This window comes from Leptotrichia sp. oral taxon 218 (assembly GCF_018128225.1).
In the GTDB taxonomy this organism is placed as follows: Bacteria; Fusobacteriota; Fusobacteriia; order Fusobacteriales; family Leptotrichiaceae; genus Leptotrichia.
Map to the genome: position 1 here is coordinate 327,788 of NZ_CP072377.1, position 13,656 is coordinate 341,443.

The 13,656-nt window shown below is 34.3% G+C and carries 18 protein-coding genes and 2 pseudogenes; 14 read left to right on the top strand and 6 right to left on the bottom strand.

Annotated features, from left to right (window positions below; all coding sequences use genetic code 11):
* Position 1: 1 nt before the first annotated feature.
* The 6 genes and pseudogenes from J5A73_RS10745 to J5A73_RS01640 form a co-directional block, all read right to left on the bottom strand.
* A pseudogene (locus J5A73_RS10745) lies at positions 2-169 on the bottom strand (Fic/DOC family N-terminal domain-containing protein); the annotation flags it as partial.
* Between the two features lie 165 nt (positions 170-334).
* On the bottom strand, positions 335-694 hold the full coding sequence (locus J5A73_RS10750) for a hypothetical protein (RefSeq protein WP_371813408.1): 360 nt from the start codon (positions 692-694) through the stop codon (positions 335-337).
* A gap of 39 nt (positions 695-733) precedes the next feature.
* The gene (locus tag J5A73_RS01625; RefSeq protein WP_211616041.1) at positions 734-877 is read right to left on the bottom strand and encodes a YHYH domain-containing protein; all 144 of its coding nucleotides are present in this window, start codon (positions 875-877) and stop codon (positions 734-736) included.
* A gap of 61 nt (positions 878-938) precedes the next feature.
* A complete protein-coding gene (locus J5A73_RS01630; protein WP_211616043.1) occupies positions 939-1,568 on the bottom strand; it encodes a hypothetical protein in 630 nt (209 codons plus the stop codon).
* Between the two features lie 20 nt (positions 1,569-1,588).
* Entirely contained in the window at positions 1,589-2,008 is a 420-nt protein-coding gene (locus J5A73_RS01635) for an ImmA/IrrE family metallo-endopeptidase (RefSeq protein ID WP_211616045.1), read from the bottom strand.
* Positions 2,009-2,012: 4 nt separating this feature from the next.
* Entirely contained in the window at positions 2,013-2,453 is a 441-nt protein-coding gene (locus J5A73_RS01640; RefSeq protein WP_211616047.1) for a helix-turn-helix transcriptional regulator, read from the bottom strand.
* A gap of 169 nt (positions 2,454-2,622) precedes the next feature.
* Between J5A73_RS01640 and J5A73_RS01645 the strand changes: the two genes are divergently transcribed.
* The 14 genes and pseudogenes from J5A73_RS01645 to J5A73_RS01715 all read left to right on the top strand — a co-directional run bounded on the left by J5A73_RS01645 (position 2,623) and on the right by J5A73_RS01715 (position 13,481).
* Positions 2,623-2,835 (top strand): DUF739 family protein, encoded by a 213-nt coding sequence (locus tag J5A73_RS01645; protein WP_211616049.1) that lies wholly within the window; start codon positions 2,623-2,625, stop codon positions 2,833-2,835.
* A 72-nt stretch (positions 2,836-2,907) separates the two neighbouring features.
* Complete coding sequence (locus tag J5A73_RS01650; protein WP_211616051.1) at positions 2,908-3,108, top strand: hypothetical protein; 201 nt, start codon at positions 2,908-2,910, stop codon at positions 3,106-3,108.
* 68 nt (positions 3,109-3,176) lie between these two features.
* The gene (locus J5A73_RS01655) at positions 3,177-3,704 is read left to right on the top strand and encodes a phage antirepressor KilAC domain-containing protein (protein WP_211616053.1); all 528 of its coding nucleotides are present in this window, start codon (positions 3,177-3,179) and stop codon (positions 3,702-3,704) included.
* Between the two features lie 74 nt (positions 3,705-3,778).
* Positions 3,779-4,048, top strand: a complete 270-nt coding sequence (locus tag J5A73_RS01660) for a hypothetical protein (RefSeq protein ID WP_211616055.1) — start codon at positions 3,779-3,781, stop codon at positions 4,046-4,048.
* Between the two features lie 19 nt (positions 4,049-4,067).
* The gene (locus tag J5A73_RS01665; RefSeq protein WP_211616057.1) at positions 4,068-4,220 is read left to right on the top strand and encodes a hypothetical protein; all 153 of its coding nucleotides are present in this window, start codon (positions 4,068-4,070) and stop codon (positions 4,218-4,220) included.
* Positions 4,217-4,414 (top strand): hypothetical protein, encoded by a 198-nt coding sequence (locus J5A73_RS01670; protein WP_211616059.1) that lies wholly within the window; start codon positions 4,217-4,219, stop codon positions 4,412-4,414. Before J5A73_RS01665 ends, J5A73_RS01670 begins: the two co-directional genes overlap by 4 nt.
* Before the next feature lie 9 nt (positions 4,415-4,423).
* Positions 4,424-5,209 carry a hypothetical protein gene (locus J5A73_RS01675; protein WP_211616061.1) on the top strand — a complete coding sequence of 262 codons (786 nt, stop codon included), beginning with the start codon at positions 4,424-4,426 and terminating at the stop codon, positions 5,207-5,209.
* A gap of 177 nt (positions 5,210-5,386) precedes the next feature.
* Positions 5,387-5,680 carry a hypothetical protein gene (locus J5A73_RS01680; protein ID WP_211616063.1) on the top strand — a complete coding sequence of 98 codons (294 nt, stop codon included), beginning with the start codon at positions 5,387-5,389 and terminating at the stop codon, positions 5,678-5,680.
* Positions 5,671-6,777, top strand: coding sequence for a DNA polymerase III subunit beta (gene dnaN, locus J5A73_RS01685; RefSeq protein ID WP_211616065.1), 1,107 nt, complete (start codon positions 5,671-5,673; stop codon positions 6,775-6,777). The genes J5A73_RS01680 and dnaN overlap by 10 nt, the downstream gene beginning before the upstream one ends.
* A gap of 45 nt (positions 6,778-6,822) precedes the next feature.
* Positions 6,823-7,248 (top strand): hypothetical protein, encoded by a 426-nt coding sequence (locus tag J5A73_RS01690; RefSeq protein WP_211616067.1) that lies wholly within the window; start codon positions 6,823-6,825, stop codon positions 7,246-7,248.
* Between the two features lie 86 nt (positions 7,249-7,334).
* A pseudogene (locus tag J5A73_RS01695) lies at positions 7,335-8,317 on the top strand (DUF2800 domain-containing protein); the annotation flags it as partial.
* 132 nt (positions 8,318-8,449) lie between these two features.
* The gene (locus J5A73_RS01705) at positions 8,450-9,004 is read left to right on the top strand and encodes a DUF2815 family protein (protein ID WP_211616073.1); all 555 of its coding nucleotides are present in this window, start codon (positions 8,450-8,452) and stop codon (positions 9,002-9,004) included.
* 62 nt (positions 9,005-9,066) lie between these two features.
* Entirely contained in the window at positions 9,067-11,034 is a 1,968-nt protein-coding gene (locus J5A73_RS01710) for a DNA polymerase (protein ID WP_211616075.1), read from the top strand.
* Between the two features lie 482 nt (positions 11,035-11,516).
* A complete protein-coding gene (locus tag J5A73_RS01715; protein ID WP_249069335.1) occupies positions 11,517-13,481 on the top strand; it encodes a virulence-associated E family protein in 1,965 nt (654 codons plus the stop codon).
* The last annotated feature ends 175 nt before the right edge of the window (positions 13,482-13,656 follow it).

Here is a 13,656-nt window from a genome sequence, read left to right on the forward strand (position 1 = left end):
CAGTTTCATAATTCAAGAAGTCTTCAAGTGTAGCATGAGTTCCTTCTATTTTAGAAGACAGAACAGCTTCTTGGATCAATAAAGGTGATATAAGCAGTATTGGATTTGGCGTATTACTTAAAAACCCTTTATAAATTCCCATTTCGTTACTTGCGGTAGTTATTAAAATAAAATAAACATTTCTCTATTTAATAAAACGCTATCCAAATTTATTGGAAGTTCTTCTGGGATGTATGGTTTTGGTATATTAATATCGTTAAAATTAATATTCATTTTTTTTACACTCTCCTACATAATAGTTTTGTAATTTTTTTCATTTTTTTTACACAACTTTTTATAGTTTTATACTTTTAATCATCCAATATCCTATGAAAAATGGTAAAAATAACATTATTATGGAGATGACAAAGAACCAAATAACGATATTTAGCAGCAAAGATTGTTGAGTATTTAGTGTAGCAGCTCTTTTTGAATTTTTAGAATTTTTTAAGGACGATTTGACCACATCTTTAGCACTCACTGTAGTTTTATTATAGACTTTGTTGTATAAAGCCTTTTTAGGATTTGTAATCCACCCCATCCCCTTTTTACCATAACCTGGAATCAGAGCTTTTTTGACTTTTCTTTTCAAAGCTCCTGTTGTCTTTGCTTTAAAACTCTTTTTCAAACTTGGTTTTCTAACTCCTATTTTCATTATTAAATCACTCTCCCAGCACATATATTGCAAAATTTTCTATTTCTTTTTTCTGTGGCAATAATATTCCCCAGTTTTTCTGTTTGTGTGACAACCCTTGCTGTCTGTTCTTCCTCGGTGAGCAAAAGTTAGGCTTGATGTTACAGTGAATACAGCTAATAATAAAATAATTGATTTTTTCATTTTCTATTCCTCCTGAAATTTTTACACTATATAACCCCAATATCCGTTTTATTCACCCATTTTATTTAATATAATCTTTTCCTTCAAAAATTAAATGATTGATTTTTTCCGTTTTGGCATCAAATTCGACGATAAATTTATTTCTTAGCATCGCCCCAAATGAATTTTGAGAATCAACATAACCTGTTACAGAAACAACTCCTCTAACTTTGTTAAAACCCCATTCAGAGAAAGGAGCAAATTTAGCAGTCGATGGAGATTTTAAAATTGATTTTATAGCTCCTTCTGCGGAAACTTTATAATTTACCTGTTCTTTTCCAGTTACAGCCCAATCAGTAATTTTTCCTGTCACCTCTCCATTTTTTACAAATTCAATGTTATCAAATTTCAAAGAAGAGACTTTTTTATCCTTGTCAACATGTATGATTATACCTGTGTTGGTAAAATCAGTTTTTGCTCTATAACCTTTTTGGCCATTTTCATCTAATGATTCATCTTTTTCCAGAGTATAATCTTTTACACCTGCCGAAGATAATGTATTCTCAATGTTTTTACCGATGATTTCTTCGCTTTTATCCCCAAATATGTTATTTAGCGTCCCAATAATAAAACATACGACTAAAAAAATAAACCACCATCGTTTATAAATAGGCTTTTTTGCCTTTGCTTTTCCAGTATCATTTTTTTCCATTGTTAAATCACGCTCCTATATCACAAATATCTAGTCAAATCATTCAACATTTTTCTATTTTCATCATTTACCAAGTTATCTGGAATCAAGTTCCCAAATACCAGTGCTGCTGCGAAGTAGTTTGCTTCATTTTCCAATTTTTCTGTCCCAAACAGGTAGTTTTCTTTCATGAATACTACGCTTTCAAAGTTCTGGAATGAATGGCCCAGTTCGTGTGAACAGATTATCCGCTTGGTCAGTTCATCGTGGCTTGAGTTGATTATGATACATTTTTCTTTGTTTACTTCGCAGTACATCCCAAAAAAGGATTTGAAGTTGTCTTCGTAAATGATTTTTATATTTAACAAATTGCACAGCTCAAACGGATCATTAGTTCCGTATTTTGCTATCAATCCTATTGCAATTCTTTTAAACCTGTCTTTGCTCCCCAGTCTGACCACATTTCTACTCCTTTTCTTTGTTCTTTCGCTGTTTTAGCAAAATATCTATAACCAAATTCTTGAAAACCGCCATGTCGTGGTCGTCATCTTCAATACCGTGAAAAAATAAAAGTTTATTTGTCTGAGTCACTTTTTCAAATTCTGCAAGCTCTTCAGCTGTCAATACGCTTGTGTCAACAACTGGTGGTGCTTCAATTTCTTTTTCTAATTTTTCATCTTTCATTGGTACATCAAAACCCATTAACCATACAGGATTTACCTTTAAAATTTCAGAAAATTCAAAAATTCTACTTCTACTAGGATCATATTTTCCTTTTATGTATTCGCTAATAGTCGAAGTATTTATTCCTGAAATTTCAGAAAGTTTTGATTGTGTCATGTTATTAACTTTCAAGGCTTCTTTTAGTCTATCCCCAAAAGTTGCAATACTTTCTTTCTTTTTCATAGTTCTGCTCCTTCAATTTTATACTCCAATTATACCTTATTTTTTCGTAAAATACAATTATTTTTATGAAAAAAATTAAAAAAATTAGTAATTTACGAAAAAAAGTGTTGACAAAATAAAATTTGTGTTATATAATTAATTCGTAAAAAACGAAATAGGAGGTGAGCGGATGAAGTTTAATAACTCAAAATTAAGAGGAAAAATAAGAGAAAATTTCGGTTCTGAATATGCTTTTGGAGAGGCTTTGGGTATGGCTTTATCTACTTTAAGCGGTAAATTAAACAATAAAAGCGAATTTACGAGAAGTGAGATTTTGAGTATTGTTAAACTACTTAATTTAAAAAAAGAGGAAGTATACGATGTATTTTTTTTACCTATTTAATTCGTAAAATACGAAAATAAAAAAGATGAGTATGACAAACATCTAAAAAATAGAGAAGAGGAAGGTGATTGAGTGAAAAGAATTTTTAAATTAGGTTTGTTATTTTTAATAGGAATTTTGATTTACCTAAAAGAAGTAATAGCGACATTACTGCTTTTAAAACTTACAAATTTTGAAACGGCTTTAATATTTAGTATATCGCTATTAATAAGTACAATTAATTTGAAACATAATAAAAATTTATTTTCTTTTGTTGATAAATACTTATCCTAGTTTTGGTTTCTCAAAAATGGGAAACCAATAATCCAAGAAATCCATACACAGAACTTCAAGATCACATAATGAAACTATCAATGGCAAAAGAAGTTTCGATGACAGAGAACAACGAAAAAGGTAGACAAGCAAGACTTTACTTCATTCAATGCGAAGAAGCGTGGAACAGTCCTGAAATGGTATTAAGCCGTGCTAATCAGTTAAGTAGCAGAATGATTGAGAATTATACAAAGAGAATATCTAGCTTAGAATTTACAATTCAGCAGCAGGCACCGAAATTATTGTTTGCAGATGCAGTTGCTACATCTAATACAAGTATCTTAATAGGAGATTTGGCTAAACTGTTAAAGCAAAATGGAATTGATACAGGACAAAGACGGTTATTCGAGCATTTGAGAACAAACGGCTACTTAATGAAGCAAGGAAGCAGTTATAATATGCCAACTCAAAGAGCTATGGAAATGAAACTGTTTGAAGTAAAAGAGAGAACTATAAATAATCCAGACGGAAGTGTCAGATTAACAAGAACTACTAAAGTAACAGGAAAAGGTCAGCAGTATTTTATAAATTTGTTCCTAAGGAATCGGATGAATTAATCGTTTAAGGGGCTAAGTAATGACAACAGACACCAAAAAAAATTAAGGGACGGCAATCCCGGAAAGGAAAAACTATGGAAAATTTGGAATTCTGGATAAATAAGCAGGCTTCAAAATTGCAGTTGTCAATTAAAGAAACAGCAGAGTTTATCGGAAAAGGTCAGCAGTATGTAAGAATGGGCCTACAGACAGGAAGGCTTAGTTTTGGCTCGGCAGTTCAGACTAGAGAGCCGACCAGAACTAGACCCCGTGGAGCTTGGGATTATGACATACAGCGAATACAGGTTGAAAGATATGTCGGCATGAGCTACAAAAAATTTTTGAAATTAAAATATGCAGATTAGGAGAAGGATGTGATTAAAAATGGGTTGCAAATTTGATGGGTTATGGATGGTAAACCAAAACAGCCACAGGGCGAGAAAAGAACTTAAGAAAAAAAGAGAGAATGAAAAAAGGAATTTACTAATTGCCTTGAAAAAATTATCTGAAGGAATTAAAAGGAGTGAAGAGCGATGAAAAATAAAATATTGAAAAATACTGTAAAAGTGATTTTAACAGCTATTTTAACTATTACAGCGTACAGATATGCGGCAATTGAGAGAGGATATTACTTGGGGATAATCGGTGGAGGAGAAACTTTTGTCCCAGTACTATGCGGAATGCTGTTTTGGATTTTGCCTTCAATAGTTAAAGAGATGCTGAGAAAGTAGAAGGAAATTATGAGCAGTTTGAGAAGAATTAAAAAGAAAAAGTTTAAAGAGGAAATAACTGAAAAAGCAATGGATTACACAAAATTTGTGCTAGATGAAAACGAAAAGACAAAAGTTTTCTCGATGATGGCGCTGTCAAATTTGTGCAAACATTATAGAAACTACTTTAGTATTCCAAATATCACAGACAAAAATCTTGTAAAAGGTGATACAAAAATATCTAGGCTATCAGAGGAACAGACTTTGTGGTGCAGCTTCGAGCTCGAAGACATCATCCAGCGAAGTTTCAGGACATTGACAAGACTCATAGAGGAATATGATTATGAAGATTTGCAAAATCCAAAACAGCGCAAAATAAAAGACTTTAAAAATGAATTTGTAGTCGTCGAATTTTCAAAAATTTATCAAAAAGAATTAATAAAATTAAAAATTAAGTTTAACAAATATCTAAAAACTAGATACAAAGAAACAGAAAATGCGCTAAAACAGATACTTGTAATATTTGCATACTATAATATATTTAAAGCGCAAATTTGCAACAAAATAAAAGATTTTAATAAAAAGAACAGAATGTATATAAAAACTTTGATAACGAAAACAGACAAAAAATTTGCAGAAATGGAAGAGGTTATCGTGGAAGGTGGGGAAGTTAATCATGAAGAAGACATGCTCTCATTATTAGAATTCGAAGAAGCAGGTTTTGATATAAAGTGGGTCGGCAAAGGTTACAGCAGGGAAAAAGCGCTTAAAATAAGAAAAAGCCGATGTCAAGAGACATCGACCGAAAATGGATAAGTCATTAATCTTTCACTAGTATTATAACAGGTTTTGTCGAACAAATCAATACTTTGGAGAGAAGAAACTCCATAAAAAACTTGGCTGACATTTTATCTCCTAAATATTTATAACGATAAAGGACCGTCATTCCTTTATCGGTGTCAGCTTACTAAATATAGAAAGGATGAAAAGAAAATGGAAAAGTTAATGAAGGAGAAAATATTGAAAATAGCTGAATTATGCCTAGACATTAATTCAAGAGAAAAAAATACGCTGTTTTTCAATTATTCTGGGCATGTAGAGACTTTATCTGTCGAGTATTATAAGTTAGGATGGAAGCCGAAGACATGTAGTATTGTGCGATTTAGCATTCCTGTAGGAGCTGATTATTTAACACAGGATGAAAAGTTGGAAAAATTAAATGAAATTATGACATTTTTAGAAGATGTAAAATATAAAATAGAAAGAGGAAAGAAAAAATGGAATTAACTGTAGACAGAAAAGAACTGTTAAAAGCAATAAATGGTCTGAAACGGATTGCTGCAACAGGAAGAAACGACTTTCTGGAAATAAAGTCAAAAGATGGAAAAGTTTATATTAGCAAAACTGATAAGGACAGAATTTGGGCAAGCTATAGATTGAATAACGCTAGTGTGGTTGATGAAGGAAGCGCATTAGTAGAAACATCGGTGATGAAGGATATATTAAGCGGATTTAACGAAGACATTATCACAATCAGCAGTAACGGCGGTGAAAGTTCACTTTTTATAAGAATGGGAAACTCATCCGCAATAATTAACTGTATTCAAGAAAAAAGTATTGAAACCGAAGTTATAGATGGAGAAAACTTTAAAATAGATAAATCCGATTTCATAGATCTGTTAAAAAAAGTGATTATTTCTGCCGACACAGACCAGGAGAATTTAGCAACATGTGGGGTTAAACTGATTGCAAAGGATAATATTTTAGAAGTGGTTGCGACAGATACCTACAGATTATCGTATGCAAAAAAAGCATTTGATACAAAAACAAATGGAGCAATTGATATTCTTATTCCGGCTCAAGTTGCTGCTGGAATAATTAAGATGAAAACAAAACAAGGATTTATCGTTGAAATAGCGCACAATGAAAATCAGTTTTGCATACAGTTTGGCAACTTAAAAGTTAAGTTTTGTCCTCACAATTTACAATATCCGGATTATAATTCCATAATATCTAACTCTAATTATGATGAAAAGATATTACTGAACACAAAAGAATTTAAAGATGCTCTAAAAAGAGTGTTAAATGTTTGTAAAAGTAATAAAGAGAGTAAAAATGGAGCAACATTTGACTTTCATAACAACAAGCTTACAATACTCGGACAAAACGAAGCATTAACGGTCAATGAAGGAATAAAAACTGTTCAATCTGGGGAAGATTTGCGAATTGCTTTAAATGTTAAGTTTTTACTTGATTATTTAAATGTTGTGAAAGATGGGATAACTGAACTACACCTGCTAAACAAAAGAAGCTCAGTAAAAGTTAAAGGGAATAATGAAGAAGACAGTATTTACTTCACTATGCCTTTAGCGTTAAGAGATTAGCAAAATATATAAATTATATAAAATTTTAGAAAGGATAAATTAATTATGGAAATAAAGTTAATAATCGAAATTGAAGAAAGCAGCAGACCTGTGATTGAAAATTTTTCAAAGGCGATAATGTCGCTGGGAAATAATAATGACATAATGAAAGGTGAAGCTGTTATTGAAAAAATAACAGACAAGATTCAAGGGGAAAAAAGTTCAGGAGTAGACATAAAAGTGGATTCTGTTAAGGATGAAAAATTAAAGGAATCAAAAGAAGAAAAGGTTGAACTTCCAAAAGCTGTTGCACCAAAATTGACGCTTGAGCAGTTAAGAGCTGGATGTGTTGAGGGTTCTGGGCTTGGAAAAGGTATGGAGATTAAAAAGCTGCTTAATGAAAAATATGATGTTAAAAAACTTGATGCATTATCTGATGAAAGATATTTAGATTTTGCTAACGATTTAAGAGAACTGGGGGTAAGAATATAATGACCATAAATCATTCCGAAAGAGGACACGCTTTACTTAGTGCAAGTGGGGCTAAAAGGTGGATGAAGTGTCCGCCAAGTGCAAGAATGGAAGATATGTTTGAAGATGTAACATCCGATTATGCAAGAGAAGGAACATTGGCTCATGAACTGTCAGAGCTTAAGCTTAGAAAATATCTAAGCCCATTAGGGCTCAAAAAATATAACATTGAACTAAAAAAAATAAAATCAGATGATTTGTATAAAAATGAAATGGATGGATTCACAGAATTTTATGTTGATCACATAAAAGAATTATTGATGAAATTCAATGGAAATCCAATAAACACAACAGTAATAGAAAAGAAAGTGGACTTTAGCGAATATGTGCCAGATGGATTCGGAACTGCAGATTTCATATCCATTGATACAGAGAAAAGAGTTTTATATATCAGGGATTTAAAATATGGAAAAGGGGTTCCAGTTTTCGCTGAAAGCAACCCACAGTTAATGCTTTATGCACTTGGAGCTTACTTAGAATATTCACTTTATTTTGACATAGACCTCATAGATATGGGAATCGTACAGCCAAGATTGGATAGCGTCAGCACTTTTCAAATTAGTTCTAAAGAATTGATGGACTGGGCGGAAAATGAAGTAAAACCCGCAGCACAAAAGGCTTATGAAGGCGATGGGGAATTTACTCCGGGGGAATGTACTTTTTGCAGAGCTAAGGCTTTGTGCAAGGCAAGAGCTGAGAAAAATTTGGAACTTGAAACCGAAATGAAGTTAAAAGGAAATGTTTTGACAAATGAAGAACTGGGGGAAATTTTAAAAAAGGCCCAAGACTTAGTTAAATGGGTCAAAGATATAGAAAATCAAAGTTTGACAAAGTTATTAAATGGCGAAGAGATTCCTGGATGGAAAGTTGTGGAAGGAAGGTCAATCAGACAAATTAAAGACTCGGATAAATTAGTGGAAGCACTTAAGGAAAATGATGTTGAAGAGGCTTTACTGTTTGAAAAAAGGTTGCTGCCGCTGACACAGCTTGAGGGGATTGTAGGTAAAAAAGATTTGGAGAGATTGCAGGAGATTTGATTATTAAGCCAAAGGGAAAGCCAACTTTGGTAGTTGAATCGGATAAAAGAAAAAAGTATGAAAAAGATGTAATTGATGCATCAGATGAATTTAAAAAAATAGAAGAATAGAGAGGATGATATTTTATGGCAGATACAAGAATAGTAGTAAGAGGAAGATTAAGTTATGTTCATTTATTTAAACCACATGCGGCAGTTCAAGGACAAGAGGAAAAATATAGCACAACGATTTTAATCGATAAGAGAGATACAAAAACAAAAGTGAAAATAGATGCGGCGATAAAAGCGGCAGAAGAATATGGAATTTCAGACAGATGGGGAGGAGTCAGACCAGTTAAAATAAATTCCCCGTTAAAAGATGGTGATGGAACAAAAGAAGACGGAACACCTTATGGAGATGAATGCAAAGGGTGCTGGGTTATTAATGCATCAGCAAAAGTGGATTATCCGCCACAAGTAGTAAATGCTAAAGTGGAACCCATTATGGACCAAAGCGAAATTTATAGCGGAATTTATGCCAATGTTTCAATTAACTTTTACCCTTATGCATACATGAATAAAAGAGGTATCGGAGTTGGATTAGGAAATGTACAAAAGATAAAAGATGGTGAAAGTTTAGCCGGAGGAAGAAATGCTCAGCAGGATTTTCAGGTTGTCCAAGATGACGATATGCCTTGGTAAAAAAGTGTTATGCATAGAAGAAGATTAAAATAGATAAAAACAGAAAGAAGGATAAAAAAAATATGGATGTATTAAATATAGACATTGAAACTTACAGCAGTATAGACATTGGAAAATCAGGTTTATACAAATATACTCAAAGCAATGATTTTGAAATCCTTCTTTTTGCTTACTCACTGAACGGCTCGGAAGTAAAAGTTATTGATTTAGCACAGGGAGAAACAGTTCCTGATGAGATTATAAAAAGGCTCAGCGACAATGAAACTGAATTAAGGGCCTACAATGCAAATTTTGAATGGTATTGTTTGAATCGTGCTGGGTTTAAAACTAATTTAGAGCAATGGAAATGCACAATGGTACATGCCTATTATGCCGGATTTCCTGGCGGATTAGGTAAAGTGGGTAAAGCATTAGGATTTGAAGAAGATAAGAAAAAGGATATGTCCGGGAAAGCACTTATAAGATATTTTTCTGTTCCCTGCAAAGCGACCCGAGCTAACGGCGGAAGAACAAGAAATTTACCGTATCACGACTTGGATAAGTGGAATTTGTTTGTGGAATATAACAGGCAGGATGTAGTGGCAGAAATGGCGATAATGAACAAATTAAAAAGCGTAAAAGTTCCTGAAGATGAATGGGAGCAATGGCGGATGGATATTAGGATGAATGAAAGAGGTATTGCGATAGATACTGATTTAGTTGATAGCTCATTGTGGATAAGCGAATACTGGAATGAAAAATTAATGGATGAGGCTAGAGATATTACAGGACTTGATAATCCAAATAGTACAAGCCAGTTGCTGGAATGGCTAAAAAGCCAAGATGTAGAAGTTGAAAATTTGCAGAAAGCAACGGTAGAGAAACTGATAAAAGAAGTTACAGGGAAAATAAAAAGAGTTCTGGAAATAAGAAAAGAATTGTCAAAGACAAGCACAAAAAAATATGTTGCAATGAAAGCGGCATTAGGCGAACAGAATCGTGTAAGAGGATTGCTGCAGTTTTACGGAGCAAATAGAACCGGCAGATGGGCTGGTAGGCTTGTGCAGGTTCAAAATTTACCAAGAAATTACATACAGAATTTAAGTGGAACTCGTGAGGTCGTAAAAAGAAGGGATGTGGCAACACTAGAAATTCTCTACGGAAACATTCCTGACACCTTGTCGCAGCTAATCCGTACAGCTTTTGTTCCGGAAGAAGGGAAAAAGTTTGTAATTGCAGACTTTTCAGCTATAGAAGCAAGAGTGATTGCCTGGCTTGCCGGAGAGCATTGGAGAAGTGAAGTATTTAAAACTCATGGAAAAATTTATGAAGCCAGCGCCAGCCAAATGTTTGGAGTTCCAATTGAGAAGATAAAAAAAGGGAATCCTGAGTATGCTTTAAGACAAAAAGGAAAAGTCGCAGAACTTGCTCTTGGCTATCAGGGAGGACCTGGCGCATTAAAGGCAATGGGAGCTTTAAACATGGGATTGACTGAAGAAGAACTGCCAGGCATAGTAAAGATGTGGAGAGACTCAAATAAGAACATTACTGGGCTCTGGTGGGCAATAGGAAGCACAGCTATAGAAGTTGTCGAAGGTGGCGGAAGAAAAGCCGTGAACGGCATTATTTTTGAAAAGGAAGGGGATCTATCGAATGGTCTGGATTTTTTAACAGTACAGCTTCCAAGCGGACGAAAACTATACTATGTCAATCCAGGAACAAAATTAAACAGCTGGGATTCAAAAGTTATAACTTACATGGCACAGAATCAAACTACTGGAAAATGGGAAACGGCAGAAACCTATGGAGGAAAATTAGTGGAAAATATTGTGCAGGCTATCGCTAGAGATTGCCTGGCGGTGTCGATAAAAAGATTAACTGAAAAAGGATTCAAAATTGTAATGCACATTCACGATGAAGTAGTTATTGAAGCTCCTATGGAAACAACGGTAGATGAAGTATGCGAGATAATGGGACAGGAAATAGAATGGGCTAAAGGGCTACTATTAAGGGCTGATGGATTTGAAACTATGTATTATAAAAAAGATTAATGAAAGGAGGAGGTAAAAGTATGACAAATAGAGAAATATCAATAAGTACCGCCAACAGCAGAAAAGATATGGTGTGGAAACAGGAGAAGCTGTTTTGGTCGGAGTTCATAGAAAGACTTAAAACTCCATTTAGAAGCACCGAAACATTGGAAGAGTATATGAAAATGCCAAAAGCAAAACAGGACGACTTAAAAGATGTAGGTGGTTTCGTTGGTGGAGAACTGAAAGACGGCAGAAGAAAAAACTCAAATCTGCTAAGCAGAAATTTGATAACGCTGGATTTGGATAACATAAAACCAGGAAAGACTTTAGAAGTTTTAAAAAAGATAAAAGATCTAGGAGTAAGCTATGTGGTTTACAGCACTCGTAAGCACACAGAATCAGCTCCTAGGCTTCGGGTAATCTTTTTAGCAAATGAAAGTATGGCTTGTGATGAATATGAGCCCGTAGCGCGAAAGATTGGTTCTATGTTAGGAATTTCAATGTGTGACCCCACAACTTTTGAACCGGCAAGATTAATGTACTGGCCTAGCTGTTCAAAAGATAGCAATTATATCTATGAATATGATATAGAATCTCCTATGTTTGATGTAAAAGCGGTTTTAAAAATGTATGATGACTGGCGCGATATGAAAGAGTGGCCACAAGTTCCCGGTTCTGAAAAGATGCTAGAGCGGCTAAAGAAAAAGCAGGAAAATCCGCTAGAAAAGACTGGGATAATTGGAGCTTTCTGTAAAACTTATGGAATTATAGAAGCCGTCAATAAATTTATTCCAGATGTTTATGAGGTGTCAGACGATGGAAAAAGGATGACCTATACAGGCGGAAGTACTTATGGCGGAGTGGTTGTATATGACGATTTGTTCAGCTACTCGCACCATGCGACAGACCCTGCAAGTGGAATATTGTGTAACGCTTTTGACTTAGTGAGAATACATAAGTTCTCTAATTTGGATGCTGATGCGAAAGAAAATACTCCAAATGCGAAATTACCTTCATTTGTTGAAATGTACAAACTTGCAAGAGGGATTTCGGAAGTAGCAAATATCGTGAATGCTGAAATATATAATGCGAAAGATGACTTTGAAATTCTTGATGAAGAAGAAAACGATGAAAAGGATCTGTCCTGGATGTCAAAATTTGAGATAACTTCTAACGGAGTTATTAAAAAAACGATAAGAAATGTTCAAATTGTATTAGAAAATGACCCCCACTTAAAGGGGAAAATGGCACTTGATGAGTTTTCAAACAGAGCAGTAGTCTTAGGAAGTCTTCCATGGAACAAATCAAATATTGTAAGGCAATATGAGGAAGTCGATGACAGCGGACTGAGAAACTATCTGGAAACTAAATTTGGGTTAAGCGGAGAAAAGAAAATAAATGACGCACTCTTATTGAACTCACACAAAAATAGGTTCAACAAGGTAAAAAGATATTTAGAAAATTTAAAATGGGATGGCCAAAAAAGACTGGAAACCTTGCTGATTGATTATCTAGGCGCCGAAGACAATGTTTATACGAGAGCGGTAATTAGAGTATCCTTGACAGCAGCAGTTGCAAGAGCGGTAGAAGGTGGCATTAAGTACGATTACATGCCAATCTTTACAGGTAGGCAGGGCTTAGGTAAGAGCACATTTCTGAATAAGCTAGGGATGGAATGGTACTCGGACAGTTTACAGAATTTTGAAGGAAAAGAAGCCGCTGAAATGATTCAGGGGACATGGATTAATGAAATAGGAGAACTTACAGGATTTAATAAGACTGAAACTAATTTGATAAAGCAGTTCTTGAGTAAAAATGAGGATATTTATAGGGAAGCATATGGAAGAAGAACAAATAAATATCCTAGAAGATGTGTTTTCTTTGGTACTTCAAATGACTGGGAGTTCTTAAGAGACCGAACGGGGAACCGTCGTTTTTGGCCGGTGGTCGTGGGAATCAATGAACCTAGAAAATCAATCTGGGACGATCTGGATAACGAAGTTGACCAAATTTGGGCAGAAGCCTACGAAAACTATAAAACTGGGGAAGTCTTAATGCTTACTGGAGAAGCTGAAGAGCTTTCAAGACAATATCAGGCAGAGCATAGGGTATCAAATCCTAAAGAAGGTATAATTCAAGAGTTTCTGGACAGAAAAGTCCCAGATAACTGGAACAAACTGTCTCCTGATAAGCGGAGAGATTACTTGAGCGGCAATTACACTTATGAAGGGGACTTTATCTATAGGGATAAAATTTGTGCTGTTGAGATTTTAGTTGAATGCTTCGGAATGCAGACTAAAAATATAAGAAATTTTGAAAGTTCGGAGATAAACAGCATTATGGAAAGTATACCAGGGTGGGAGCGAATGAGAACCCCAAGAAAGTTTGGAAATTATGGCAAGCAAAGAGGGTTTAAAAGAGTTTCATCAAGTGAATTTTTGGATTGGAAAAATCGCGAAAAATAAGATTGTAGCCTTTTCCGAGACAAACTCAAAGTGGCACGAATAAAGGGATTGAATCTTATTTCTGAAAATAAAGATTGAAATAAATAAAAAACTGGCTACAAAGTTAAAAAAATGGCTACAAAGTTTTCAAGGCTAATTCTAAGGTTTTATAAGTTTTAAAGAATAAGATTGTAGC

What these genes read in the sequence shown, in the direction of transcription:
- J5A73_RS01675 (WP_211616061.1), top strand. Translation starts at nt 4,424, where the DNA reads ATGAGCAGTTTGAGAAGAATTAAAAAGAAAAAGTTTAAAGAGGAAATA.
- J5A73_RS01690 (WP_211616067.1), top strand. Translation starts at nt 6,823, where the DNA reads ATGGAAATAAAGTTAATAATCGAAATTGAAGAAAGCAGCAGACCTGTG.
- J5A73_RS01645 (WP_211616049.1), top strand. Translation starts at nt 2,623, where the DNA reads ATGAAGTTTAATAACTCAAAATTAAGAGGAAAAATAAGAGAAAATTTC.
- dnaN (WP_211616065.1), top strand. Translation starts at nt 5,671, where the DNA reads ATGGAATTAACTGTAGACAGAAAAGAACTGTTAAAAGCAATAAATGGT.
- J5A73_RS01640 (WP_211616047.1), bottom strand. Translation starts at nt 2,453, where the DNA reads ATGAAAAAGAAAGAAAGTATTGCAACTTTTGGGGATAGACTAAAAGAA.
- J5A73_RS01630 (WP_211616043.1), bottom strand. Translation starts at nt 1,568, where the DNA reads ATGGAAAAAAATGATACTGGAAAAGCAAAGGCAAAAAAGCCTATTTAT.
- J5A73_RS01665 (WP_211616057.1), top strand. Translation starts at nt 4,068, where the DNA reads ATGGGTTGCAAATTTGATGGGTTATGGATGGTAAACCAAAACAGCCAC.
- J5A73_RS01670 (WP_211616059.1), top strand. Translation starts at nt 4,217, where the DNA reads ATGAAAAATAAAATATTGAAAAATACTGTAAAAGTGATTTTAACAGCT.
- J5A73_RS01710 (WP_211616075.1), top strand. Translation starts at nt 9,067, where the DNA reads ATGGATGTATTAAATATAGACATTGAAACTTACAGCAGTATAGACATT.
- J5A73_RS01625 (WP_211616041.1), bottom strand. Translation starts at nt 877, where the DNA reads ATGAAAAAATCAATTATTTTATTATTAGCTGTATTCACTGTAACATCA.
- J5A73_RS01705 (WP_211616073.1), top strand. Translation starts at nt 8,450, where the DNA reads ATGGCAGATACAAGAATAGTAGTAAGAGGAAGATTAAGTTATGTTCAT.
- J5A73_RS01715 (WP_249069335.1), top strand. Translation starts at nt 11,517, where the DNA reads ATGTGTGACCCCACAACTTTTGAACCGGCAAGATTAATGTACTGGCCT.
- J5A73_RS01680 (WP_211616063.1), top strand. Translation starts at nt 5,387, where the DNA reads ATGGAAAAGTTAATGAAGGAGAAAATATTGAAAATAGCTGAATTATGC.
- J5A73_RS10750 (WP_371813408.1), bottom strand. Translation starts at nt 694, where the DNA reads ATGAAAATAGGAGTTAGAAAACCAAGTTTGAAAAAGAGTTTTAAAGCA.
- J5A73_RS01655 (WP_211616053.1), top strand. Translation starts at nt 3,177, where the DNA reads ATGAAACTATCAATGGCAAAAGAAGTTTCGATGACAGAGAACAACGAA.
- J5A73_RS01660 (WP_211616055.1), top strand. Translation starts at nt 3,779, where the DNA reads ATGGAAAATTTGGAATTCTGGATAAATAAGCAGGCTTCAAAATTGCAG.